The organism is Xenorhabdus griffiniae (assembly GCF_001028135.1).
Lineage (GTDB): Bacteria > Pseudomonadota > Gammaproteobacteria > Enterobacterales > Enterobacteriaceae > Xenorhabdus > Xenorhabdus bakwenae.
Map to the genome: position 1 here is coordinate 61,589 of NZ_LDNM01000031.1, position 24,789 is coordinate 86,377.

The 24,789-nt window shown below is 45.0% G+C and carries 22 protein-coding genes, 1 other RNA gene and 3 pseudogenes; 5 read left to right on the forward strand and 21 right to left on the reverse strand.

Annotated features, from left to right (window positions below):
- Nucleotides 1–6: 6 nt before the first annotated feature.
- Genes diaA through AAY47_RS08465 form a run of 3 tightly spaced genes read right to left on the reverse strand, consistent with a single transcriptional unit; the run spans nt 7 to nt 2,794 of the window.
- On the reverse strand, nt 7–597 hold the full coding sequence (gene diaA, locus AAY47_RS08455; protein WP_047768800.1) for a DnaA initiator-associating protein DiaA: 591 nt from the start codon (nt 595–597) through the stop codon (nt 7–9).
- A 54-nt stretch (nt 598–651) separates the two neighbouring features.
- The gene (locus tag AAY47_RS08460; protein ID WP_047768802.1) at nt 652–1,032 is read right to left on the reverse strand and encodes a YraN family protein; all 381 of its coding nucleotides are present in this window, start codon (nt 1,030–1,032) and stop codon (nt 652–654) included.
- A 25-nt stretch (nt 1,033–1,057) separates the two neighbouring features.
- Entirely contained in the window at nt 1,058–2,794 is a 1,737-nt protein-coding gene (locus tag AAY47_RS08465) for a penicillin-binding protein activator (RefSeq protein WP_047768804.1), read from the reverse strand.
- A gap of 63 nt (nt 2,795–2,857) precedes the next feature.
- Here AAY47_RS08465 and rsmI point away from each other — a divergent pair, with 63 nt between their 5' ends.
- Both rsmI and rnpB read left to right on the forward strand, forming a co-directional pair.
- Nucleotides 2,858–3,748, forward strand: coding sequence for a 16S rRNA (cytidine(1402)-2'-O)-methyltransferase (gene rsmI / locus AAY47_RS08470; RefSeq protein WP_047768806.1), 891 nt, complete (start codon nt 2,858–2,860; stop codon nt 3,746–3,748).
- A gap of 42 nt (nt 3,749–3,790) precedes the next feature.
- An RNA gene (rnpB, locus tag AAY47_RS19950) (RNase P RNA component class A) lies at nt 3,791–4,177 on the forward strand.
- A gap of 123 nt (nt 4,178–4,300) precedes the next feature.
- On the opposite strand, the pseudogene AAY47_RS22640 reads toward rnpB, so the two are convergent.
- A pseudogene (locus AAY47_RS22640) lies at nt 4,301–4,438 on the reverse strand (pirin family protein); the annotation flags it as partial.
- 92 nt (nt 4,439–4,530) lie between these two features.
- Here AAY47_RS22640 and AAY47_RS08475 point away from each other — a divergent pair.
- A complete protein-coding gene (locus tag AAY47_RS08475; RefSeq protein ID WP_047768808.1) occupies nt 4,531–5,436 on the forward strand; it encodes a LysR family transcriptional regulator in 906 nt (301 codons plus the stop codon).
- A gap of 121 nt (nt 5,437–5,557) precedes the next feature.
- Here AAY47_RS08475 and AAY47_RS08480 read toward each other — a convergent pair whose 3' ends face one another.
- The 6 genes and pseudogenes from AAY47_RS08480 to AAY47_RS21260 form a co-directional block, all read right to left on the reverse strand.
- Entirely contained in the window at nt 5,558–5,953 is a 396-nt protein-coding gene (locus AAY47_RS08480; RefSeq protein ID WP_047768810.1) for a DoxX family protein, read from the reverse strand.
- Nucleotides 5,954–6,145: 192 nt separating this feature from the next.
- Complete coding sequence (locus AAY47_RS08485) at nt 6,146–6,439, reverse strand: YqjK-like family protein (protein ID WP_047768812.1); 294 nt, start codon at nt 6,437–6,439, stop codon at nt 6,146–6,148.
- On the reverse strand, nt 6,432–6,833 hold the full coding sequence (locus AAY47_RS08490) for a phage holin family protein (RefSeq protein ID WP_047768814.1): 402 nt from the start codon (nt 6,831–6,833) through the stop codon (nt 6,432–6,434). The genes AAY47_RS08485 and AAY47_RS08490 overlap by 8 nt, the downstream gene beginning before the upstream one ends.
- 1 nt (nt 6,834) lies before the next feature.
- The gene (locus tag AAY47_RS08495) at nt 6,835–7,140 is read right to left on the reverse strand and encodes a DUF883 family protein (RefSeq protein ID WP_047768817.1); all 306 of its coding nucleotides are present in this window, start codon (nt 7,138–7,140) and stop codon (nt 6,835–6,837) included.
- A gap of 220 nt (nt 7,141–7,360) precedes the next feature.
- Entirely contained in the window at nt 7,361–8,029 is a 669-nt protein-coding gene (locus AAY47_RS08500; protein ID WP_047768819.1) for a DedA family protein, read from the reverse strand.
- A gap of 248 nt (nt 8,030–8,277) precedes the next feature.
- Nucleotides 8,278–8,414, reverse strand: a pseudogene (locus AAY47_RS21260) (IS1-like element transposase); the annotation flags it as partial.
- A 230-nt stretch (nt 8,415–8,644) separates the two neighbouring features.
- Between AAY47_RS21260 and AAY47_RS08505 the strand changes: the two are divergent.
- Both AAY47_RS08505 and AAY47_RS08510 read left to right on the forward strand, forming a co-directional pair.
- Nucleotides 8,645–9,889: a styrene monooxygenase/indole monooxygenase family protein gene (locus AAY47_RS08505; RefSeq protein ID WP_047768821.1), complete on the forward strand. Its 1,245-nt coding sequence runs from the start codon at nt 8,645–8,647 to the stop codon at nt 9,887–9,889.
- Nucleotides 9,890–10,035: 146 nt separating this feature from the next.
- Nucleotides 10,036–11,766, forward strand: coding sequence for an ABC-F family ATP-binding cassette domain-containing protein (locus AAY47_RS08510; protein WP_047768823.1), 1,731 nt, complete (start codon nt 10,036–10,038; stop codon nt 11,764–11,766).
- A 33-nt stretch (nt 11,767–11,799) separates the two neighbouring features.
- Here the strand turns inward: AAY47_RS08510 and AAY47_RS08515 are convergent, their stop codons facing one another.
- The 11 genes and pseudogenes from AAY47_RS08515 to AAY47_RS08565 all read right to left on the reverse strand — a co-directional run bounded on the left by AAY47_RS08515 (nt 11,800) and on the right by AAY47_RS08565 (nt 24,788).
- Nucleotides 11,800–12,900: an AraC family transcriptional regulator gene (locus AAY47_RS08515; RefSeq protein ID WP_235428321.1), complete on the reverse strand. Its 1,101-nt coding sequence runs from the start codon at nt 12,898–12,900 to the stop codon at nt 11,800–11,802.
- A gap of 449 nt (nt 12,901–13,349) precedes the next feature.
- Nucleotides 13,350–14,486: a DUF4056 domain-containing protein gene (locus AAY47_RS08520; RefSeq protein ID WP_053014232.1), complete on the reverse strand. Its 1,137-nt coding sequence runs from the start codon at nt 14,484–14,486 to the stop codon at nt 13,350–13,352.
- Complete coding sequence (locus tag AAY47_RS08525; protein ID WP_047768824.1) at nt 14,483–15,634, reverse strand: BamA/TamA family outer membrane protein; 1,152 nt, start codon at nt 15,632–15,634, stop codon at nt 14,483–14,485. The genes AAY47_RS08520 and AAY47_RS08525 overlap by 4 nt, the downstream gene beginning before the upstream one ends.
- Nucleotides 15,634–16,626 carry a hypothetical protein gene (locus AAY47_RS08530; protein WP_047768826.1) on the reverse strand — a complete coding sequence of 331 codons (993 nt, stop codon included), beginning with the start codon at nt 16,624–16,626 and terminating at the stop codon, nt 15,634–15,636. The genes AAY47_RS08525 and AAY47_RS08530 overlap by 1 nt, the downstream gene beginning before the upstream one ends.
- Nucleotides 16,627–17,056: 430 nt before the next feature.
- Nucleotides 17,057–17,167, reverse strand: a pseudogene (locus AAY47_RS23275) (subtype I-E CRISPR-associated endonuclease Cas1); the annotation flags it as partial.
- 182 nt (nt 17,168–17,349) lie between these two features.
- Nucleotides 17,350–18,024, reverse strand: coding sequence for a type I-E CRISPR-associated protein Cas6/Cse3/CasE (gene cas6e, locus AAY47_RS08540; RefSeq protein WP_047768830.1), 675 nt, complete (start codon nt 18,022–18,024; stop codon nt 17,350–17,352).
- A complete protein-coding gene (cas5e, locus tag AAY47_RS08545; RefSeq protein ID WP_047768832.1) occupies nt 18,011–18,784 on the reverse strand; it encodes a type I-E CRISPR-associated protein Cas5/CasD in 774 nt (257 codons plus the stop codon). Before cas5e ends, cas6e begins: the two co-directional genes overlap by 14 nt.
- A gap of 11 nt (nt 18,785–18,795) precedes the next feature.
- Nucleotides 18,796–19,833: a type I-E CRISPR-associated protein Cas7/Cse4/CasC gene (gene cas7e / locus AAY47_RS08550; protein ID WP_047768835.1), complete on the reverse strand. Its 1,038-nt coding sequence runs from the start codon at nt 19,831–19,833 to the stop codon at nt 18,796–18,798.
- A gap of 41 nt (nt 19,834–19,874) precedes the next feature.
- On the reverse strand, nt 19,875–20,426 hold the full coding sequence (gene casB / locus AAY47_RS08555; protein ID WP_047768837.1) for a type I-E CRISPR-associated protein Cse2/CasB: 552 nt from the start codon (nt 20,424–20,426) through the stop codon (nt 19,875–19,877).
- Nucleotides 20,419–22,038: a type I-E CRISPR-associated protein Cse1/CasA gene (casA, locus tag AAY47_RS08560; RefSeq protein ID WP_047768839.1), complete on the reverse strand. Its 1,620-nt coding sequence runs from the start codon at nt 22,036–22,038 to the stop codon at nt 20,419–20,421. Before casA ends, casB begins: the two co-directional genes overlap by 8 nt.
- Nucleotides 22,038–24,788, reverse strand: a complete 2,751-nt coding sequence (locus AAY47_RS08565; protein WP_047768841.1) for a CRISPR-associated helicase/endonuclease Cas3 — start codon at nt 24,786–24,788, stop codon at nt 22,038–22,040. The genes casA and AAY47_RS08565 overlap by 1 nt, the downstream gene beginning before the upstream one ends.
- Nucleotide 24,789: the final 1 nt, after the last annotated feature.

Here is a 24,789-nt window from a genome sequence, read left to right on the forward strand (position 1 = left end):
TGGCTCCTATTCATCCTGATGAGGGAATAACGTGTTGTCGATTAAGTCGCACAGGCAGTTGATTGTCAACATATGAACTTCCTGGATCCTGACGCTGTGATGTGAAGGAATACGTATCTCAACATCCTGAGGGCCTAGTAAACCCGCTAATTCACCGCCATCGTAACCTGTCAGCGCGACGATTGTCATATCACGGGTTACAGCGGCTTCCACCGCTTTGATAATATCCCGGCTGTTTCCATGTGTAGAAATAGCCAAGAGGACATCCCCTGGTTGTCCCAGTGCCCTGACTTGTTTGGCATAGATTTCATCAGGCTGTTTACTGTTGGCAATCGCAGTGATCACCACATTGTCAGTATTCAGTGACAGAGCTGGCAGACTTGGCCTATCTGTTTCAAATCGATTGATCATGCTGGCGGTAAAACGCTGCGCCGTTGCAGCAGAGCCACCATTACCACAGCAAAGAATTTTGTTGCCGTTCAGTAGTGATTGAACCATCATCATCGCGGCGCGCGATATTGCGTCAGGTAATGCTTCTGCTGCCGCGATCTGAGTTTGAATACTTTCAGTAAAGCAGACTTTAATTCTATCCAGCACGTTATGACCTATGTATATTGGAATTATTTGTTTAGTGAGAAAATTGAGAATCTATTAAAATGGGCTCTCATTCAGGTTGAAGGCATTTTTCAGCCATTCAAATTTCTGTCCTGTTATTGCACAAACATCGAAACGGCAGGATGCCGTTTCCAGACATTCATTGCGTTGAGACAGCCAGACAGCAGCCGTATATAATATCTTCCTACGCTTACTTTGAGTAATTGTAGCAATGGCACCACCATATTGTGCATTTTTGCGGAAACGGACTTCAACGAATATCCATGTATGCCTGTCACGCATAATCAGATCGATTTCCCCGCCCCGAATTCTCACATTCTCAGCAACAAAGACAAGCCCCTGTTTTTGCAAAAACAGTTTAGCCTGCTGTTCATAATGGTGCCCCAGCGCGTAGTGATTGCCTGTTGGTTTTTTCATCCTGAAATGACCACGATGCCTGTAATCACAGAGAACCATGCACTGCATTGGAATCAGTGTTATTGCTGCTCTCTATATTATTGGTATTTCCTGCGTTATCGAGACCTTTTGTGTTATTTATATTTTCGGTGTTATTGGTATTTTCGAGGCTTATGCGACCATTATTGAATTGCATCCAGGGCAATTGACGCAAGATAGTGCAGTTATCCGTCACGGATAGTTCTCCCGAAGCGCCGTTCAGGTGAAACCCCATTTCTTGTTGCATTTGCGTAAATTGATTGGCTAGCGACCATGCATCAATTCCCATAGCATAGAGACGCATCAGGGAATAATCATTGGTGAATTTTTTGGCTGCTTGCTGCATTAAGGGCACGTTTGTGCCGGTCAGCAACGGGATGTCACTAAACTGCATGCCATCCATTTCCAGACGAAAATCAGGGCCTGAATCTGATTTATTACTGCGTGAGCTGGCATAAAGAGCTGGCTTTTTACGGGAACTGATCGCCATATCGAGCATGGGCTTGATCGTGGTCAGTTCGCTTGTGGTTGCAACAATATAAACGGCATCGACAGGCTCTGTGGCAGAATTTGTGGACACAACCGGTGTACCTGACAAGCGAATGCCAATACCACGATTCATGGATTTCCTCATTTCATCCAGCGTGCCAAAAGATTGCTGCAATACCGTATGACCGCCCAGTTTTTGCCATTCTTGTGCAAAAGCTTTTGCAACCCGTGAGCCTAATTCAGTGCGGGGTATCAACACCAAAGGGCTGTGTTTTTGCTGCTGCCAGAGATGCATGGCCGCATTTTTTGCCTCATCTTCTGGGGAGAGTGAGAAATAACAGATATTCGGGCGTCTTTGTGGCATATCGAGTTCATTGAGCGCCAGAATATTCAGTGGCGTTTCAATTTGAGCCAATTGTTCCACATTCGGTTTCAGTAATGGCCCAACCACCAGAGTGACACCATCTTGTTTAGCCTGCTCCAGCAGTTCGGTAAGAGGCTGGCTGTTGGTATCATAGATTTTTACGGTCAGATCATTAACAGGCACATCATTTATCACACCCATATCTGGTTCAGTTGTGGCAACATCAGTATTCCCTGAATTTGCAGCGCTGGCATTTGCCGGCAATGGTGATTCTGGTAATGATGGCTTTGGTAGCCCTTTTTGAGCATCAAGGAAACCCTGGCGGATGGCGTCCCCAAATATTTTGGCCTGGCCGCTCAATGGCAGAAATAACCCCATTGTGGCATGGCTGTTTTTAGTTTCCTGCAACATTTGTTGCAGGGCTGTGGGTAAACTGTGTGCAGCGGGGTTGTCTGGATAACGGATTTGCCAATCGTGAATAGCGAGTCGCAGTTTATCGAGATCCTGTTTATTGGTCTGATAGGTATTGAGCAAATCAAGCCAGCCCTGCAACGTATACTCATTGGCATTAATCACCAATTCACTCATTTGCTGTGGAGAAAGTTGCGTCAGTAATTGCCAGGTCTCATCAAGGTTTTTCTGGCGGGTAGCTTCATCTGTTGCGTAAGATCCCAATACGATGTAAGCACGGATCACATCCAACGATGGTTGATTGTGTGCTGCGTCAATAATGGCTTGATAGCGGTTAATCTCTGCGCTGATCTTATCCTGAGGCTTAGAAGTTGGTTGCCCTTGCCGTTCGGGCATGGTACACCCTGCAATAATCATAGTTGACAGCAGTGCTGTATAGATTAAACCAGTTTTTAAACGCACAAAAATTGAGGGAAGCATACTGTATCCAGTGATGTTTTTTTCAAAGATGCTCAATCTTAAATCGGTCATTCGGATGAAACAATGAATCAAACCAATCGAGCAGTGGTTACGACATCCACGCTATATGTTGTGCCAACCCCTATTGGAAATCTGGGGGATATTACTCAGCGTGCTCTTGAAGTTCTTAAACATGTCGATCTGATTGCAGCCGAAGATACGCGACACACGGGCTTGTTGCTTCAACATTTTGCCATTAATGCGCGCATGTTCGCACTTCATGATCATAATGAACAGCAAAAAGCAGATCAATTGCTGACGAAACTTGAACAAGGAACGAGCATCGCATTGGTATCTGATGCCGGTACGCCGTTGATTAACGATCCAGGTTATCATCTGGTTCGTCGTTGCCGTGAAGCCGGTATCAATGTAGTTCCACTACCTGGGCCTTGTGCGGCAATTACAGCACTGTCTGCTGCTGGCCTGCCTTCAGATCGTTTTTGTTATGAAGGCTTCTTGCCGGCTAAAAGTAAGGGACGCCAGGATACTTTGCGTGAATTAGGGCAAGAGCCGCGTACGCTGATTTTCTACGAATCGACACATCGTCTGTTGGACAGTTTAGAAGATATTGTGAAAGTATGGGGAGCCGATCGTTATATCGTGTTGGCACGAGAATTAACCAAAACGTGGGAATCGATTCAAGGAATGCCCGCTGGTGAGCTTTTGGCATGGGTCAAGGAAGATGAAACCCGTCGCCGCGGAGAAATGGTTCTGATTGTGGAAGGATATCGTAAGCCCGCCGAGGATAGCTTGCCACAGGAAGCCTTGCGGACATTGGCATTGCTGCAAAAAGAGCTGCCATTGAAAAAGGCGGCGGCATTGGCGGCAGAGATCCACGGTGTGAAGAAAAATGCCTTATATCGTTATTCACTCGATCAAAACACGACCGTGGGACAAATTGAAGAAGATGCGTGAAAACCCTATACATTGGCTATTAAACCTCTTATAATCCGCGCCGGAGTTGAGCAGACAGTCGCTGCTTTACCGCTCTTTTGGGAGCAGTAAAGGGGAGGAAAGTCCGGGCTCCATAGGGCAGGGTGCCAGATAACGTCTGGGAGGTGAAAGCCTACGACTAGTGCAACAGAGAGCAAACCGCCGATGGCCCAGCTTTGTTTGTAAAAGCAATTTTGGGATCAGGTAAGGGTGAAAGGGTGCGGTAAGAGCGCACCGCGCGACTGGCAACAGTTCGTGGCACGGTAAACTCCACCCGGAGCAAGACCAAATAGGGGTTCGCATGGTACGGCCCGTACCGAACCCGGGTAGGTTGCTTGAGCCAGTGCGCAAGTGCTGGCCTAGATGAATGGCTGTCCAAGACAGAACCCGGCTTATCGGTCAACTTCACAGATTTTGCCCTATAGAGCAGATGCTTTATAGGGCTTTTTCTTTATAAATAAGAAATGATCAGTCAGCCAAATCAATCAGCAGGCCCCGAAATGGCGTCTCCGCTTGTAATAGCACTTCCTGCTCTTCCTGATTAAGAACACGCAACGTCCTGTAGTTCAAAAATTTTGGGTCAAAATAGTGACTAAATGAAAACGTATAGCGAGCCTGTAACCAGCCATAATTGGCTTTTCCACATTGATTTGCTGTTCTCTCTTCAACTATAGATCTATGACTGTCGATCTTAATTATCTGGACGTTGAAATGTTAGCCAGTTAATCTGGTGACTATATTCAAAATTCCTGATTGAGAAAAATATGGGTAAAGAACGTGCGCTTACTTTGGAATCCCTGCGGGTAATGGATGCGATAGATCGACGGGGAAGTTTTGCTGCGGCAGCGGATGAGTTGGGGCGAGTTCCTTCTGCACTGAGCTATACCATGCAGAAACTGGAAGAGGAATTGGACGTTGTGTTGTTTGATCGCTCTGGTCATCGTACAAAATTTACTAATGTTGGCCGGATGCTACTGGAGCGAGGGCGGTTACTGCTTGAAGCTGCGGATAAATTGACCGCAGATGCAGAAGCGCTCGCCCGTGGTTGGGAAACTCACCTGACGATTGTGTGTGAAGCGTTGTTCCCAATGGCCTCGCTGTTTCCGCTGGTGGATAAATTGGCGGCTAAATCGAATACGCAACTTTCGTTAATGACGGAAGTCTTAGCGGGTGCGTGGGAACGTCTGGAAACAGGATATGCTGATATTGTGATTGCGCCTGATCTGCATTTCAGGGCTTCTGCCGAAGTGAATTCGCGGGTACTGTATTCTATTAACAATGTCTATGTTGCCAGTGCGGATCACCCTATCCATCATGAACCCGAACCATTGTCTGATGCCACACGCGTGAAATATCGTGGAATAGCTGTCGCTGATACAGCAAGAGAGCGCCCGGTGTTGACGGTTAAATTATTGGATAAACAACCGCGCTTGACGGTGAGTTCACTGGAAGATAAACGTCGGGCACTTTTGGCAGGATTAGGCGTGGCAACCATGCCATACCCTATGGTAGAGCAGGATATTGCCGAAGGTCGTTTGCGGGTTATTGGTTCGGAATACAGCCATGAAACCAACATTATCATGGCATGGCGGCGTGATAATATGGGCGAAGCCAAGTCCTGGTGCTTGCGTGAAATTCCTAAATTGCTTGATAAACAAAGGTATGCGTGAAAATACAATTAAGATGCATACACCAAGATAATAAAGCGAATGCAGCAAATATCATAAAGCCCCTTGCTGCGAATACACAGGAAGGGGCTATAAAAAGAAAGGAAAATGCGTTGTTTTTCGATTACCAATTTTTCTTCATTAGATGGTCAATACTGAATCTTCCTGGTCCCATCATAGCCAGCAGCAGGTAACCTGAGCTGATTGAGAAGTTTTTCAGGAACATAGTCAGGTTCAGGTCATTTGAAAAATCGCTATGGAACAGGAGCGCGGTCAGAATACAGAAAATAAACATAAACACAGCCGTGGTGCGGGTCAACAGGCCTAATATCACAGCAAACCCGCCCCCCAGTTCAAGCAAGATAGTCAGTGGCAATAGAATTCCTGGCACCTTCATGGCTTCCATAAATTCCTGCGTTCCTGCATAGGCATCACCCAGTTTTCCATATCCTGCGATAATGAAAAGCACGGATATTAAAATACGGGCAACCAACAGGCCAATATCTTCAAATTTTTTCATGATTGTTTCCCCAAATACCGCAGGCCGCGATAAATAAACTGTCTGTTTAGCTTTTATTGTCCAAAAAATGGAATGAATAGCACGATTTGTTAATCATTATCTGATGGGAAGTATTCTACGGCGAGGTATTATTGGTTGCTAGTAAGGAATATTAACTATTTTATGCAGTTTTTTTGAAAGAATTCGGTGGTATTAATTTTTGTATAGTGTGTTTCGGACGATTTTTATGATCCCGACGATGTTGATTATACGACGTGACCAGCGATAAAACTGCCTGGGGTGGCGGAGTCCGTAAAGCAGGGCAAGGCTAGATCCAATGGCAACATAAGGCTTAAAAGCCATGAAGGTTTGCCAGCCTTTATCATAGGGTTGTGTCATTTTAAGCCAGTTCTGGCTATAAGTAGCAAGTAACTGTCGTTGTTGCTGGATCTCTTTTAATAGCTGTTGTTTGCGCAATTTTCGCTGACGATCCCCCGATTTACTCATGAGGATCATCCTCCAGCATTTTACGGTCAACATGCAATTGTGTTCGAGTTGCGTTAAGAAAGGTCAGTTTTCGCGCCTTTTTTATTGTCCATATTGCACTAAATACGGCGAGGAGCAGTAACATTCCGGCGGTGATAGCTATTGCTGTTATTCGGTAGGCTGGATCGATAGCCCAGAATATCAGCACCAATAGGCACATCAGGCCAAAACCTGCAAAGAGTAGTGTCAATCCTACCAGCAATAGCAGTTGTACCAATGTTGCTGCTCCCTCTTCCAACTCAACGGCAACGAGTTGGATGCGAGTTTCAACTATGTGAACAGCAATGGCTGCTACTCGCCGTACCGTATCAAAGAACCCTTTTCCCGGGCCTTTCGGGTGAGGGGATTGGGTCATATCAGCGCCTTGAAAGCAGAACGCCTAATACAACGCCAATGGCTGCACCTATACCGACACCGGTCCACGGATTTTCACGAACGTAACTGTCTGCATGACCGGCAATTTCCTTGGTTTGACCTACCAGCCTATCACTAGCTTCACTGAGTGTAGTTCGTGCATTTTTCAGTGTTCTTTCTGCCTTGCTGCGTAGTTTTTCCAGTTCTGCTTTTGAATGGTCACCGGAGCTGTTGAGGACTTCTTCTAGCGTATCCGCAAGCGATTGTAATTCAGTACGTAGATCTTCAGAGCTTTTCTTTTGTGGCATTGCCTGTCTCCTTAAATATACGATGGATGAATTTCAAACATAGACGTTTTTATCAAGAGATGAAAGTATGAATAGATGAAAAATTATCACAATATATTGCGAATTAGCCTTAAATACCGTTTGAGAGGGCTAAGTGGAGAAGCTTAATCGACAAGATTAGGAAAAGTGGGAAAAGCAATGCCCTGTGGTATACGCGGCCATACCACAGGGAAATAAAGTGTTACGATAGCGTTTTATTAGTGCGCTTTTTGCGCCAAATGACAGTCAGGCTGCCAATTAAACCAATAAGTAATAGACCTACAGGTAACAGCAGCAAAAAACTCATCAGATATTCTTCATACTGGCGGAACAGCGGGCTTTTACCAAGGGCATAACCCAATGTTGTTAGAATAACCACCCATATGAACCCACTCAGCCAATTGAATATTTGAAAACGTCCATTTTTTAGCCCGGCAAGGCCTGCTAATGTTGGCAGTAATGTTCTGATAAACGCGAGAAAACGGCCTATCAGTAAGGCAGATAAGCCATGACGATGGAATAAGTTATGTGCACGTTGATGATAATGTGCAGGAAGATGTGACAGCCAGCCCTGAACTAATTTTGTATTGCCAAGCCATTTTCCCTGAAGATAGCCTACCCAGCAGCCGAGGCTGGCTCCGGTGGTGAGAATGACTAATGTGACAGGGAAACTCATGGTTTCTTTTGCAATTAAAACACCGACTAATATGAGCAGGCTGTCGCCCGGTAAAAACGCCGCCGGTAATATCCCGTTTTCCAGAAACAGGATGGTAAATAGTAGTATATAGATTGCCCATACCAGCGACGGATTCGCTAATGTTTCGTAGTCTTGGTGCCAAAGTGCATAAATCAGGTCTGTTACAATTTCCATCAAATGTTCCTAAAACACGGATTAAGGATTACATCTTACTTTTATGGTGCATTTATGGTTAATTTCTATTAAATACATTGTAATCAAAAGTAATTAATATCAGTTGTCATAAAATAATCTCGAAATCCCTTCCAGATGGTATAAAGATCGATTGGCACACTTTAACAAAATCAGTAGTATCGAGACAGACAATTTTGGTCACGCATTCAATCCGTTGAACTGCCTTACATGTCGTCGCGGTTGGAGTTTTTTAAAACGCGGATAACGGCATTAATACTGATATGTAGTGTACGGGCAGTATCACGGATACCTGCGTTGTTCATAGCAAGTCAACAACGTGTTCTTTTATGCCCGCCTGGCACGCCCGATAGGCGTATTCAAGTCTGTGTTTTTGGAGCAGGTAAGAGATAAATCTGCACTGGATGGATCTTTTCTGCATATAGCGGCTACTCGCATCTCCCTATTTCACGTAATGATACCCTTTCATGATTAATCACTCTGATGAGCATATGGCAAAAGGGGAACCCTTATGCAGGGCTTAAATAATAAAGTCGCTATTCCACAGTTGGCGGAATAGGTTCAGTTCCGGCATTCAAAACAAAAGAGGAAAATACTATGCGTCGTATCGCTATCGTCGAAGGTGGTCAGGCTGGGCTACCTCTGGCCCTTGGTCTGCTTGACAAGGGCTATCAAGTCACTGTAGTCACCAGCCGCACGCCTGATGAAGTTCGCAATGGCCGGGTTTTGTCGAGTCAGTGCATGTTTGATTCTTCTTTGCAGTTTGAACGTGATTTGGGATTGAATCAGTGGGAAACACAATGCCCGCCCGTTGAAGGTATCGGTTTCACCGTGCCACATCCTGAAATTCCCAATGACAAGGCCATTGAATGGAGTGCCCGGCTCGACAAATATGCGCAAGCTGTCGATCAACGCATCAAGATGCCATTTTGGCTGGCGTTATTTGCTTCTCGTGGCGGTAATCTGGAAATTAGCGATGTGGGGTGTGCTGAACTGGAACGCCTGGCTGCCAGCCATGAACTGGTCATTCTGGCGGGAGGAAAAGGGGAGATTGTAAAATTGCTGGAACGCGATGCGTCACGCTCGCCATATGATACACCACGGCGTGTACTCGCATTGAACTATGTGAATGGTATGTTGCCAACGCCTGAATATTCCCGTGTTTCTTTTAACCTGATCCCGGGTATAGGGGAATATTTCGTTTTTCCTGCCCTGACACTGAATGGTTCCTGCGACATCATGGTTTTTGAAGGTATTCCGGGTGGCGCAATGGATGGCTGGCAAGAGGCCAGAACACCGCAGGAACATCTGGCCTATAGCAAGCAGATCCTTAAAACTTTTCTGCCGTGGGAGTCTGAACGTTGTGAGCATATAGAGCTGACCGATGAAAATGGCATTCTGGTGAAACGCGTTGCACCAGCAGTGCGTAAGCCTGTGCTGACGCTGCCTTCTGGTCGTCAGATTTTTGGACTGGGGGATGCTGTAGTCACGAATGATCCGCTGACTGGACAAGGCTCAAATAACGCAACAAAAGCCTGCAAAGTCTATTACGAAGCCATTCTTGCCCGTGGCGATAAACCTTTCACGGCTGAATGGATGAACGATACGTTTGAACAATTCTGGCAATATGGTCATTACGTTGTGGAGTGGACAAACAGCCTTCTTATCCCGCCAAAGCCACATGTTCTGGAATTATTAGGCGCCGCCCAGCGTTTGCCGTCACTCGCCAGCACGATGGCTAATGCGTTCAACCATCCTCCGGTACTGTTCCCGTGGTGGGAAGATGCCCGTGTTTGTGAAGCATACATCCATTCACAACTGATTGAAGAAATTCGGGCATAAACGGGGGGAAATAAACATGAGCGTAACGATATATAACGATATATTATGATGAAAACTTGACCTTATTTTTCTTTGAAGATATAAATATTGACTGAAAATAATCAAAATTATGAGATTAATAAAGGTTTTGCGATGGGGACATAAAGATGTCAACGCTGATTCATTGTAATAAAGTTAACTTTAGCATTAATTCAAAGCCATTATTCAGCAATCTCTCCATAACGATTAAAGAAAATGACAAAATTTCTTTAGTTGGTTATAACGGCACGGGAAAAACCCATTTACTTAAGCTACTGGCGGGTATTGAAAAGCCGGATGATGGGGTAATTGAATATGCTAATGGGTTGAGATTGGAGATGGTTTCTCAGTTTATTGATGACGCATTACTTGAGATGACCTTATTTGAATCTATTTCCCATAAAGTAAAACAAATAGATGAATATGGTGATTACAAAGCGGTATCCATGCTTTATGATTTTGGTTTTCAGGATACTGATTTTAAGACAAAAGTTATTGATCTCAGTGGTGGACAAAAAACAAAATTGATGTTTGCCATGAGTGCGATTGCAGAGCCAGATATTATTTTATTTGACGAACCCAGTAACCATTTGGATGCCAATACCCTGAAATTTTTCGAGGATTTCTTTAATAACAGCCTAAAGAGCGCGTTTATTATCGTTTCCCACGACCGAAACTTTCTGGATAACGTCACCAACCAGACGATTTTCTTGCGTGACCAACAATTGACGTCGTTTTCCCTGCCATTCAGCCCGGCATTGACTGCTTTGCAGGAAAAAGATAAAGCGGATGCATTACGTTTGAAAGCGGAAGAAAAGAACATTCAGCGTATACAGGAAAGTGCCAAGCGTTTGGCATTGTGGGGAAAAATCCACGATAACGAAAAGTTTGCCAGAAAAGCCAAATCGATGGAGAAACGGGCAGAAAAACTTGAAAAGGATAAAACCAAAATAACCGAAGGGGAAACCTACCGATTATCATTGGATGCCGACTCGGTTAAATCGAAAAATATGCTGCAAATTGGGGAAGAATGGATTGGCTATCACCAGGATGGGCAGTTTAATCCGTTATTTTCAATTAATAATAGCTTGTATATCCGGCCGGGCGATAGAATCGCCTTATTAGGTGATAATGGCGTGGGGAAATCCACCCTGATTCATACGCTTGTTGAGTCCTATAATAATGCCAGAAATATCTTTTCCCCGCAGTGTAATATGGGGTATCTCGATCAGGAATTGGAAAAAATTCCGCTAAACGAATCGATCTTTGATGCTGTCAGAAATAACACGCCGAATATCGATGATATCACCTGTAAACAGCAACTGATTGCGACAGGCTTTAAATATGCTGATTTTAACCAATTGGTGGGGCGATTAAGTGGTGGTGAACGTTCCCGCTTAATGTTTTTGATCTTGAAACTGAATAGGCACAATTTCCTGATCCTCGATGAGCCAACAAACCACCTGGATATTTTTGGCAAAATGGAGCTGGAGAATGAATTGATTAATAACGGGATGACGATATTAATCACTTCGCATGATAGGGCGTTTATCGATAACGTCGCTAATCGTTTTTGGCTGATTAAAAATGGCAAACTGGAAGAGGTCACATCCAGTGAGGGATATTATCAGTTCCTGAATAAAAAAGTGATCCCTTATCAAAAAGCAGTGGTTAAGGCTCAGGAAAGCACTTCTGATGGTTTGAAAGTATTAACGGATGAGGAAGAGATCCTGCAACGCATTGTGGTATTGGAGCAAAATCTGACGCAGGATTTGGCCAGGAAACCGAGGCACCAGAAGCCCAAAAATCAGGAGAGCTGGAGAAATGAAATTCAGAAGTTGTATGAAATGCTGGGATAAATGACGAAATAATAAAATAAGATGCTTTGCAGGCTACCCACGTTTCAGGCTGTTACTTGGCGTCTCACCATAGCGGGCTTTATATTCTGCGCTAAAGCGTCCCATATGGGCGAATCCCCAACGCAGAGCGACGCCTGTGACGCTGGTGGCTTCTCCCGCCAATAGTTCTGTGCGTACATGTTCCATACGCAGGTCACGTAAATACTGCATCGGGCTGATATTCAGAAACTCCTTGAAGCCGGAATAGAGGCTGCGCAGGCTGACGCCTGCCACCTGAGCGAGCTGTTCTACGGTTATTGGCTCGTGGGCATGAGCCTGCAAATATTCCTGCACTCGCCGTACATGCCGTGGGCGAATGGCACATCGGCGGTTGACAGGCGTTTCACTGTAATTATGTTGATGGGTGGATAGCAGGGTAACGGAAATCAATTGTTCTATTTGGTTGATCATCAGTTTGTGTTGCAAGATATCAGGTACTTGGGTGGCGTATTCCAGAATATAAGGCATCAAACAACGCCAGGCCTGACAGCGTTGCCATTCAAACCCCAATGCAAATAGCAGTGGTTGATCCAGAGAGTGTCCTAATTGGCCGACCAGCGTTCTTTCCAGCAAGGTGCGGGAGATCCTGACCATAAACTGGTCATTATCGGCATTCCAGCGCATGGAAGTGTGCTGATTTGGGCTGAGAATGGAAGCCAGATTAGGAGTGGAGTCAAGGTACTGATCACCGCTTTCAATACCCGCACAGCCCGCCAGCGGCATCTGGATGAGAAAGAACGAATCCAACTCTCCTGGGGTGATTTCAACGCAGGCACCGTAACGTAATCGGCTCATGGAAATATCCCCAAGTGGAATATAGTGCATTTGGGCGTCCAATTTTTGATGGGCGTCCACGATAGTTAGCTGATGAGGCTGGATGACCCGTCCGACCATAGATTTAACTTCATCAAGATCGTTGGATGAAAAAAGTAAATGCTTTGGGGAATTGAGATGCTCCCCGATTTTGGTCACTGCATATTTAGGATCTGAACAGTCTGAAGCTGAATATCTTGATTCAGCTCTTCGAGAGTCAGCGTATTTTGGTTCAGTATTTTCAGACCCAAAATAGTTGTCAGACCACGAATTGCTCATCATTTCAGATACCTCTAGCCAGTCATATCATTGTTATGATGTATGAGATATTCCGCTAATAACGTGTGTATTCCCGATAAACTTCAAGTTGCAATCCGCCAGACGACACGAGGCCTCATATTTCCCCGCTGCGCGGGGAAATATGACACGCATCTTGAAGTTGGATTGGTATATTCCCTATTTTGATGATCCGGGATATAAAAAATAACAGTATTAACCTTATTCGATTATCTGATAACAGTATCCATATATTGTTTAAATGAAATATATATGATTATAAATATATTTATGAGGGGTACTCTTATCCACCTGCTGCACGCTTTATCCAAACACTGCACAGGGGAGATATCGGGCGGCAGGAGAAGAAATTATGAATGTAATGGGCACCGTGGTAACGACGGATAATTAGCCCTATCACAATCGGGTAATTCCACAAATCTACGTGTAGGTTATTATTTATTCAATAACAACTGTTTCTCATCTTCCCGTTGGGCATTTTCCGCCAGCCTTTTAAAATCTTTCACTGTCCAATATGGCTTTGGCACAGGCAGGTTTTTCATTTCATGGGTTGACCATAGCTGAAATTCCGCCAGTTTCTCTAATGAGAAATGCTGATAATGCTCAGGCAGAGACAGGCGCAGGGCAAGGTGCTCTTTACCGAAAGGCATTAATGGGGAGCGGTTGTCCTGAATATCATAATTCCGATGCAGTACTAAAAACTTCTCAGGAATGCGTCGATAACTGTTCCACCATAAACCATCTACGCTATCAAATATCGCCTTTGTGCCTGACCGGGAATAATCCCCGAGTTCATGCAAAGCCATCGGTAAGATCTTATCCACTGAGGTTGAGAACTGTGTCACAGAAGACGCGTGACCTGTCAGAATCAGTGTTAATGCTAATCTTGCACCCAACAGGTTTGAATAGAGATCTTCTGGGGAAAAAGCCGAAATTTCCTCCGAAAAACCGGGGACTGATTGATAGCCATACCATTGCGCTATTTCATGCCAGGCGGCAAGCTGAAAAGCGAATCTGGCAGCCAAATAGGCACTGAGTGTATAGCGTTCGGCAGGATCTTGCGGTGGCGTAAAAGCAAAAAAGTGAATTTTACGCGCGGCAAGTTCATTGTTCAGGGTTAATTGCCACTCTTGACCAAGATGAGCGTAAATCTGGCTAAACAGATAAAGCGTATAATCTGCGGTATCCCTGACATGGGAGATATCAATAAACCCTCCCTTGTGGGTATAGAGCAGACCCACTTTTTCAGCGCTTACCCCCAGCAAAGCGGCACTGGCACCGATAACACTGTCATTGTAGTGATGCTTACCTAATTTTTGAGCTTCGACGATATTGTCGATGTCATAGAAGGGAATGGCAATATTCCAGAGTTGGGCTTTAAGATTATAGCCGAAGGCACAGCAAGCCCTTAAACCTTCTGGCGGAGCCATAGGGGGCAATGCATCCCAATCTTGCTGTGATTGTTCATAGGTATCACTGACAAGGACAGGTTTTACCGGATCAACAGATTGGGGTTGGTTTTGGCATGCCAGCAGTAAAAAGCAGAGGCAGAGTGTAACGAATAATCTCAAAACGCTTCCCCAACCTGAAAATAGAACCCGGTACTGTCCTTACCGACACCAAAATCTAATCTGACATTCATGCGTGGTTTAAACTCGAAACGATAGCCAACACCAATAGAAGGAAGCCAATGCCTGGTTCCCAACCGTGAAGGGGAATCTCCCAACGTGCCGGTGCCTATCCAACCGACCACACCGTGGCGCCAGTCAAGTTTATGCCGTAACTCTAACTGTGTTGTGAAGATATTGTTGTCACGATAACGTCCTTCATAATACCCGCGCATCCGCTGGCCGTTACCCAGCAGGGATAGCTGGTTCCACGGTACATCACCTGCGCTGAAACGGGCATAGTTATCAAAGGCCAGGACTGTCTTTTCAGATAACGGATAATAGGTCGAGAATTGAAGCTGTGTGGTATGGAAACGGTGATCACTGCCTAATTCTGGGGAAAAATAGCTATAAATGATCTCAAATGCCTGTCCGTGCCGAGCATTGGGCAAAAAATCCCGCGTATCATAACTGAAATGGGCATTGACACCGGAACTTATCACAGAGCGACCCCCGACGGACTGGGCAAAATACCGTTTTGCTCCGATATCGGGATCACTGGCATTGACGGAAGATAAATTCCAGCCTAATCCCACATAGGTGGCTTCAGTGATGCGATAGAGAAGCCGTGGATGAATCGCAAACTCCTGAGAACGGTACTTCTCTTTGTTGCTGTCATTTTTACCAGCACGATAACCTTGACCCCAATAGTAAGTTGGGGTGTTATTCAGTGTACCGGAAACAAATAACCGCCATTGGTCACTGGCAAGAAAATTGTAATTGGTAAAGTTCAGGCCAAACGCGCCGGTAGACGAACCAAAGCCACTGAGTCCCAATGAAGAAGTCTGGCTGGTGTGGTCTGAATGGTCAGGACGGTACAGACCGACCACAGCCACACCAATCCCCATCCCCATTTCAGGGGTGTAGAAAGGACCGGGCAATACGCCCCAGTCAATTTTTTTGCGCTCATCAAAATGGTTGCTGCCGCCTAATTCGTTTAACCAACCATCCATTTTTTGCCGATCAGGCAGGATATCAGCGTGTGCGGATGAAAGGGTAAAAATAAGCAGGCTGGAAATAGCCAGCCTTTTCAGTGTTGCAAGGCCAAACATTAAAAACGGAACTCACCGGAGATAAAGAAGCTGTTTCTGTTACCAAAACCGACTTCTGACAGAATATTGAAATTACGGGTAATTTCAAAGCGTGCACCCACGGTATTGTTCCATTTATGGGCAAGGTGTTGTTTGACGTCGAATTTGATATCAGTCATATTTTTAATAAGCGCCATCCCTGTTTCGAGTTGAGGAGGTAAATTGAGGTTACTGACATCACCTCTAAAACGTTGAGTAATATCTTGATACATGGCACCCACCCAAATTTGCGCTTTTGTATTTCCTTGACCAGCAAATAATGGTTCAAAAATAAATTCATAGCCAATTCGTGGAGTAATAACTAAGGCACTGATATCTCCATCCAAAATATCAAGATTAGTGCGGGTATAATTAGTATCCAATGTGGCAAAAAATTGGTTGTAACCACCCGCAAGGGTTATACCACCCCCGAAAGTTTTTCCTTTGAAATTCAAATCGAAAGGAATGTTTTTACCATACTCATGGTCATCAAAAATAGCAATATTATCTAAATTTGTTGTGGATTTGCCTTTGGTTGTTCCATATACACCATAAATGTTTAAGAAAGGCAGAATCCAGGAATCTAATTTCAGCAGATGGGACTCATTTTTTTCTCTTGTATCACCTGCTTTAACAATGATTTTGTCTTTCCAATTTTTACTTACAAGTGGGTTGGTAAATTCAAATTTAATGCTATCCACAACAACATCCTGACGCAGATTCATATAACCATAACTAGCACCAAACGGTTCAGGCAGGTCGTAGCCTTTGGCGCGTGCTGCATCGCCCCAAATTGGCAGAATACGAGATTCAGACTTGGTAGTGCGGGATAAGCTACCGTCACTGTTCATCTGTGGAGCGCCAGATTCTGACACCGTTAATGAAAAAAGTGGGCGATCACTATCTGCATAGCCATAGGAGGTCGCCAGGCATAGCGTTGCTGCTAACAATTTGCGCGTGTTAGTTAAGTTCATAAGTAAATTTGCTTCCTATTCTTGGTGTTTTTATGTGTATAAAATGAACAGATTAAGCCGGAAAGGCGCGTAGATTATCATAGCTCTTTTTGGCAATCATCAACGATTTATGCTTGTAGATGGAATATCGCACGATTTGGCATATTCGTTTGTTTTATCGTCAAATAGAGCGAGTTTTATCTCTCCAAAGTATTAGTAAAAATGATTAATTTATATTGAAATTATTTCCTGTATTGATTTTTATTTCGGTTACCTAAAATAAGAGGATAGCTTATAAAGGTTTTAATTTTATTTATTATTTATATGACTTATTACAATAAGTCATTGTTAAAAGACAATTGATAATTTTATTTTTGATCTGCTATTACCTTATTTAATTAGTAGTTATACCAATCCAACTTCAAGATGCGTGTTATATTTCCCCGCTACGCGGGGAAATTTCGCCCACTGCAAGGACTTCTTCAATCAAGGGAATAAGGCGTTTCAAAATTTTGTCTGTCCTGAATTTTTCACGACAAGCAATTCTGACTTGCCTGTCAGGAGCAGCTATTGGTGACAGCAACTTTAAACGCGCAAGGGAGCCGACGGGAATATGCATACGTTCACCGTTGACTTCATCAATCACAACAAACGCATTATCTTTGACATCAATACGTCCCATGCCAATAAAGATCATTGAATTCCTGTCCTTGATGGGAATGGGTTTTAATGGAATAAATGCCATTACAGTGCCCTTATCAGCATTAACCCACAACCAAAGGATTTTGCCCTGCCAAATCCTTTCTGGTATTGCTCAAGGAAAAGTTCGCTATCTGACAAAGTGAGCACACCCTGAAAATCGACACTGGAAAATACCACTTTCTGGCCAGAGGCTTTAAAGCTGCGATGTTGAGTATAGCGTTCAACATCCGGGGGAAAATCAAAGCGAATACCCCAATTAGCCAGCCGTTTTTCATCTTGTATCCAGGTTTGGGCGGCTTGCATCATTACTGATTCAATGTCTCCTGAGCAACCAGAATGTCTTGCCTGACGCTTGGCATGCATCAATACATCATGGCGAAGTTGTTTGCCTGAATTTTTATCTGTGAGGCAGACAGTGGGGTTCGTGCGGAGTTTAAACGCCAGTTTTTGTCCATTATGTAATTGAGGGGCAAAAGATCTGGTCTGAATCTGGAACCGCGGGGAATTGGCTATCGGTGTGGTCGTGGACAACACAAGAAATTCAGGTCTGCCACTTAAGCTCATCTCTTGCCTGAAAAGGAAATTGCGCGCTTCCTGCCCCGTAAACAATTGCCACAAGAGTTGGTGGGAAGCATAGACATCATTTTTCGTCTGTTTTCGTGATGGTGCTTGTATAGGGTAAGCAAAAGGGTGCAAGGTGACTTTAGACAGATACATGTGTTCCCTCCACGCCGGATAACTGGAACGATAGTTGGTGCATCGTGCGTTGTGTAAACTGCCAGCGGCTGCGTGATACTGGCTCATCCCAAAGTTGATGAGTCAGTATTGTCGTATCAGGGATCGTGATCTCGTCTTTATTTCCTTCCCAGAAATAACTCACGACATCATGATTACGCTGCCAATAATAGTGATTGGCCTTTTCTGATTGATAAGGCAAGAGAGGAAAAGGCGTATCAAGGGCTGCTTTTAATGACGGATATTCTGTCAGTTGCGGCATCATCGGCAGTGCAAGAGGGCAGGATTTTCGCCCAAGACTCAGCGTAAAAACGGGTTTTAGCAGCGCATCACGCAGGGCAGAAAGGGGAAAACTGGCCTGTTCGGTCAATGAAATTGCGATAACCCACACGCCATCAGCAAGGTAATCGCGTGAAGACAGTACGGTGTTTAATTTAGATTTATCACGTAACTCACTTTTACGGGTTGGGTGAGACTGTTTTTTCTCTTGCGAAGGAACCTGAGAGGTATGGTAATCCCGCATCAATAAACCGGAAACGATCTGTTTGATGGCAATTTTGACACTCTGCTGCAATGCCATGAGTTGTGTTTCATCATCGCGCCGGATGCCCAGTGCTGCACCTAATAATCCCAGAATAGCCGAACGGGTTGGGTAAGTGCTGGTTGGCCGGTTTTCACCAACCGCCTCCACCCCCCAACTGGCTAGTGCTCCATATAAACGAAAGACCAAGTAAGTCTTCATATTGGCCTCTTTTATTCAGTAACGAATTGAAGTAGATCAGCAAAACAACCGTTACCCGTGACGGCGTTGATGCTATAGCGCGTGTCAGCACAAGCGCCATAAACGTTATCGAAGTTTTCTCTCTGATCTTCTAACGCTTTGATGGCATCGGTTGCCTGATCTTCGCTATCAATGGGTTTTAAGAACGCAACAGACAGGGAGCGAGGCTGATATTCTCCCTTTTCCGCCAACACATAGCTGGCATAGGCGCGGGAGCCGAAACTGTTTTGTTTGCCGGACGGGGCGATTTTAATCGCGGCTTCTGTCAGGGCGGCGATGGCTTGGTTCGCCAATGCTTCATTGCCGGACAGATTTTCGATTAACAAAGATTTATTAATGCAGATATAGCTGTAGAACAGTGCGGCGGCAAAGCCGGTTTCGCCAATATGAGCCGAACCGGAATCACTTTTGCCCGCATTGAGATCGTCTACAGCGGTAAAATAGTCATCTTCTACGGTAACACGGTGAACGCTGATCGCATGGGCAACCTGACAGGCGGCTTCCACATTATAGGCAGGGCTGGATGCCAGCATACGGCCAAACAGGGCAATATCTACGGCTGTTTTTTCTCTGCTCAGCAGATTCAGCTCTTCTTTGGTTGGTGCGCGATTTTCGTCGATAAGTTTATCGGCCAAAGCAAAGGTAGCCTCTTTTTCTGCCGGGCTGATATGTGCCAGTTGTTCAATTTCCAGGGGTTCATCTTTTTTCTTTTTGCCAAAAACTTCCGCAATGGCAGAAGCCCATTCAGTAGCGTGTTTCTCTTTGACTCCCCCATTAAGCAAGCGTTGATAAACCTGAAATCCAAAGCGCTTGGTACGAAAACCAAGGTGCTCTGCGAGGGTATCCTGAAACAGATCAGAGATGCGCCAGTGGCGTTTCAAACTTTGAGAACTCATTCTTAATCTCTCTGCTCCGCCCATTCTGGCGGTTTTAGGGCGTCCGAGATCGTCGCGGTTCAGGTTGGCTGGAGGGTAGGAAGTTAACAGATGTAGCTGAATAAATTGGCTCATTTAAAATTCCTTATTAGATTAAAAGTGGTTAATTATTGGCGTTATTTAGCGGCCTTGTAGTAATCCATCGCCCATTGCACACAGAGGCGTTTATTGGCTCGATAGGCTCTTGGCTGGTGGTACTCTCTCAACCATTGTTCAATATCTTTGGCGAGAGATAACACGGAAACCTGGCCTTTCAGTTGTTGCAGGATGCGCCGCAAACGCATAATAAATTCATCAGGTGTTTTGGCCGCCTGCAATTGGGCAAAGCGATGTGTACTGACAATCGGCTTGTCATTTTCGGTTTTGGTGCCAGCGGCAGTTGCCAGATTAGTGGTGGTGTTGGTTTTGACATACACCAGCGTGACGGCAATCATCGCCCATCGCATAACAGTCTGTTGCTGAGCTTCTTTGATGATATCTTCAGGCAAACTGAACCATAATGCGCGAAAACCTTCGGTGAAAGTTACTGCCTCAATATCCTGGCAACGCTTTAATTCAGCTTTAAAGAGCGTGGGTGCAGGGGGGATATCTTTTTTCTTCAATTCTTCGGAGGATAAAAACATGCTTTCCCACCAGCGCAGTAAACGACCTTCATTTAGGTTATTCATTGATAATCTTTTCCTTCTTTTGGGTCTTGGATGGCTTAGTTTCTATATTGTGCTCTGTCATAAATGACTTGATATCTTTAGAACCCATTAACCACTTGGTAAGAATTTGTCGTGCCTCGATTTTTTCGATGAGTTTTTGGGGATCGGTATCTTCTGACAGCACGAACTCATCAAAGAGATCAAAGCAGGTATTTCTGAGTTGGTAGAGCCAGGTTTTAGCGTCTTCGGTGGATAGGGAAGAGGCTTTATGCTGGCTGCTGACAATCTGTCGTACAGCCTTAAAAAAGGCGGCCTGAGTGCGTTGATAGAAAGTCGCATCAATAAATGACATATCGCCTTTTATCTCATTCGGGCGACGGAACCACGCGCTTTTGATCTGGGTACGACACTGAGTTAATGCATTGGCAGAGAGGTTTTGTAGTGTTTTGACGCGCCGGAAAACAGCATCTTTCTTTTCAATCGGCATGGAAAACAGAGGCAGGGTGGTGGAGTACCAACCGCGGGCTTTCATGTTGTCCATATCATAGCCAAAAACCCATAACCGTGGCGTGGAACTCTGTTCATCGGCAAAATAATCATTGATCTGGTGAAAATGGTCGACAACCTGGGCTGCCTGTTGACCCTGTTTATCATCGGAAAAAATCAGGCTATCCCAGATCTTGTAGGTAACACCACTAGGTTGCCCTTTGACAGAAAGGTGCTCTTCATCCGGTTTTTTCGGATTCCATCGATAGGGGGTTAGAGGATGTTGCCAGGTGCCAGAATAGTTGTTGCCATAGTTTTGGCTACGATAACTGGCAACGGATAGGTGAGTTGCCCGCCCCGTTAATTGGCAGATGGCGGGTTTATCCTCTATCTCCAGCCGGATTCGCCGTGGCATGGCCCAGTACATATGCAATTCATGGACATTATGTGCGTAAATTTCTGTCCCTGCGGTTTGGCTGATATGCGTTTTACCCAACCAGGGAAAAACGTCTGAGCTATTGAGATCAGGATCTGGATAAGACCAACGTTCCCGATTAATGACATTAAGCCAAAGTTTTTGCCATAGCGAAGCATCCGGTTCTTGTGGCTGAATCAAGGTCGTTAGTGGGCCACCTCCCCGTAACCCGACACGATGTCCAACACCGCCGGCAGGAGCATTAATCTGTAATGTGAATAGTGCAATGGCGGCCATTTCAGGGGAGATCACGTCACATTGGTTGCGTTTAATAAAGTGATCAGTATTATCCTTCAATGTTTTTTCACCGGGTGATTCAATCAATAATCCTGAAATGTTGGAGGGTTTTCTTTCCGCTAACGAATCAAAATCCTGCATAAACAGAGGGCCATTCCCCGTCAGATTAAAAGCATGTTCTGCGCGATGAAATGCAGTCTGTAAGTCAGCTTGGGTAGGGGCTTGTTGATAAAATTCATACCATTCGTCTTCATCTTCAGGAGCAAAAACCGTTTGCAGCAAACCAATGGCTAACTGGTAAGCGGCGCCCTGAAAATCAGCCCGTGGCAGGGAAAAATCGACAACGGCAGGATCGCCGATTGCCGTCAGCGGTAACTTTTTCTCACTACCATTTCTCATTCTAAAAGTCAGCCATGCGTCTTTGACGAGGTTCATTACGCCTCCTGCTTAGGATAAAAACCGATGTTGGGATCATAAGTAAACTGGGGGTCACTCTCTGGCAGCCAGATTTGCAGGTATTTGACGGACTTGAATTTATCCTGTAGCCGCGCCACGGCTTGAGAAAGGGACTCTGGTACGGGTTGCAGCTTATCGGCAAATTTGTTTTTTGAAATTTTGACAATACTTAATTGGACAGGGAATTTTTCATCCTCTACCCACGGTATTAATTCCCCGCTTTCGGTCAGTTTGACGAGCAGCACACTCACCGTTTCGATATCGCTAAATCGGGTACTGATATTGCAGTCATCGTCATACCAGCCGTGGGCACTGCGTTTGCTATATTCATAGCGTTGCCATTGCAGGGCTTGTGAGCGTGCTGCGGCGTCTTTGCTCCGCCCTTCTCCTATCTCATCATTATCCTTGTGTTTGAGTGCTTCAGGGATGTGTTCATCGGCGTCTTCACCATAAACAGCTTCGATTAAGGTTCGCGCCTCAGCAGGCATACGAATGGCACCTAAGCGCAGTAATTCGCGTAAGCCAAGCCATAAACGCCCGGCTGAACGATATACATATTGGGTATTGCGAAAATCTTTGCTCAACCAATCAGTTTTGGGTTGATCATCCCATTCTGGGGCGTGGAGATATAATTCAGGTGCAGATCGGCTATCGGTAATGCCTTGCTTGTATTCGCCATTTGCATTGCGAGTATGGCGGTGCAAACGACCAACCCGTTGAATCAAGTCATCGATCGGGCAGATATCGGAGATCATGACATCCGTATCTGCATCAAGGCTTTCCTGAAAGACTTGCGTTGTAATCAGGATCTTTCCTTGCCGATCCTTCTGCTTGCTTTCTTTACCAAATATTGCCAGCACACGATTTTCGATCGCTTTTCGGTCATGCAAAATAAAACGGCTGTGGAATAACAGGCAATTTTCCGGTTGCGCCATTTGCGATTGAATAAGCCGGAAAGCCTGGAGTGCATCATCCACTGAGTTGCGAACCCAAACCACGCATTGCCCATTCTGAGCGGCGTTGAGGGCAATTTGTACGCCGCCATCCAGATGATTCACGGTTTTTACCGTGACGGTACGGCTGACGTCTGGGCGACTGTGCAGGGGCGTTTCAATCAGTGGAGTTTCTGGGTTTAACGTGACATGGGTTGCCAGTGGAAAGGCCGTTTTTTGCAATTTCTGCGGTGGTATGCCGCTGGCAGATAACCAGATATCCACCAGCCGTTGCCGCTGTTTCAAGGAGAGTGTGGCAGTCAGTAATATCACGGAACCACCCTGATGCAAGTGCAGACTTAATACGCTTTCCAGCAATGCAAACATGTATTCATCGGCGGCGTGTACCTCGTCAAAGATCAATACCTTGCGATTTAACCCAATCAACCGCAGTGACTGGTATTTTCTCGGTAAAACGGCAAGTAATGCCTGATCGATAGTACCTACGCCCACCGAGGCCAATAGGGCCTTTTTATTAGAATCAGCCAACCATCGGTGGCACTGTGCTGTCGCGGTGCTATCGTCTCTGGTGTAGTCACTGTCGTTATGTTCAGACGTCAGGATGATGTCACGGAAATTATCATTCATTTCACGTGCACCGTGCGCGAGAACGATACTGGGCAGTTTGCCGTTTTTGGTATCGAACATATGATGATAATGCTTAGCGATTCGGCCAAACATGGCGTTGGAAGTCGCCATTGTTGGCAGGCCAAAATAGAAACCGTCCGCAGCCCCTGTTTGCATTAAGCGGTGAGTCAGGGCAAGGGCGGCTTCTGTTTTGCCTGCGCCCGTAACATCTTCCAGAATAAAAAGCTGTGGGGAGTCATCAATCGAGACTTCTTCCGCCCATTTTTGTAATGGAGTTGGTGAAAATTGGTAGTACTCCTGGATAGAAGTATAAGGAGATATCACGGGAGTGTTATGGATATCAATACCATCTAAGGCGATTTGGGCTTGTTTTTGGGTAATCAGCCAATATTCTGTCAGCGGAAGGGCTTTGGTTTGATAATGAAAATGGTAACAGTCAGAGCCTATCCAGTCTGCCAGCACGACAATACCGGCAAATTGCCAACTCACTTGTTGTAGTTTGCGTCGCCACTCTTTTGAAAGTAGTTTTGCCAGTGGCAGATGAGGTTGAAAAAGCGCCAGAAGATCATGGGTAAATGCTGTGGCATCGATAACATTTTGGGACTCGGTAAAATCGGTAATTGCGCTCCAATGATCATCATCAATGGGTTTACCATGATGACCAAGTATACACTGCATCAAAACCATTAACGTTTTCAGGGCTTGTTTCTTTTGTTTATCTTCACCGAATTGAAGGCCATCATCTCCTGCTAAAGCAATCAGTACATCGTCCTGAATTTTTTTCCAGAAAAATAGCCCTAACCGATCATGCCTGAAAAATTTGGGATCATAGGGGGAGTATTGCTCCGGTTTAATTAGATCAGTATTTTCCTGGGAATATAATTGCTGAAATGCAGAAGCAAATTTGCCGATATCATGCAGTACCAAAAAAAATGAAAACAGGTTTTGTAATGATTCTGATGATAATCCCAAAAAATTTGCGAGATCTTGCGTTAATTTCTTATGTGGCGCCAATAATAATTGGCCTACTGCGGCGACATCTAAGCAGTGATAAGCCAGGAGATGATAATTTTCGTTAGAATAGGGATTCTTTTTAGCTTTTCCCCAATATCGTGTGAGGTAATTAAAGTTATTTATTAAGTTAGTCATA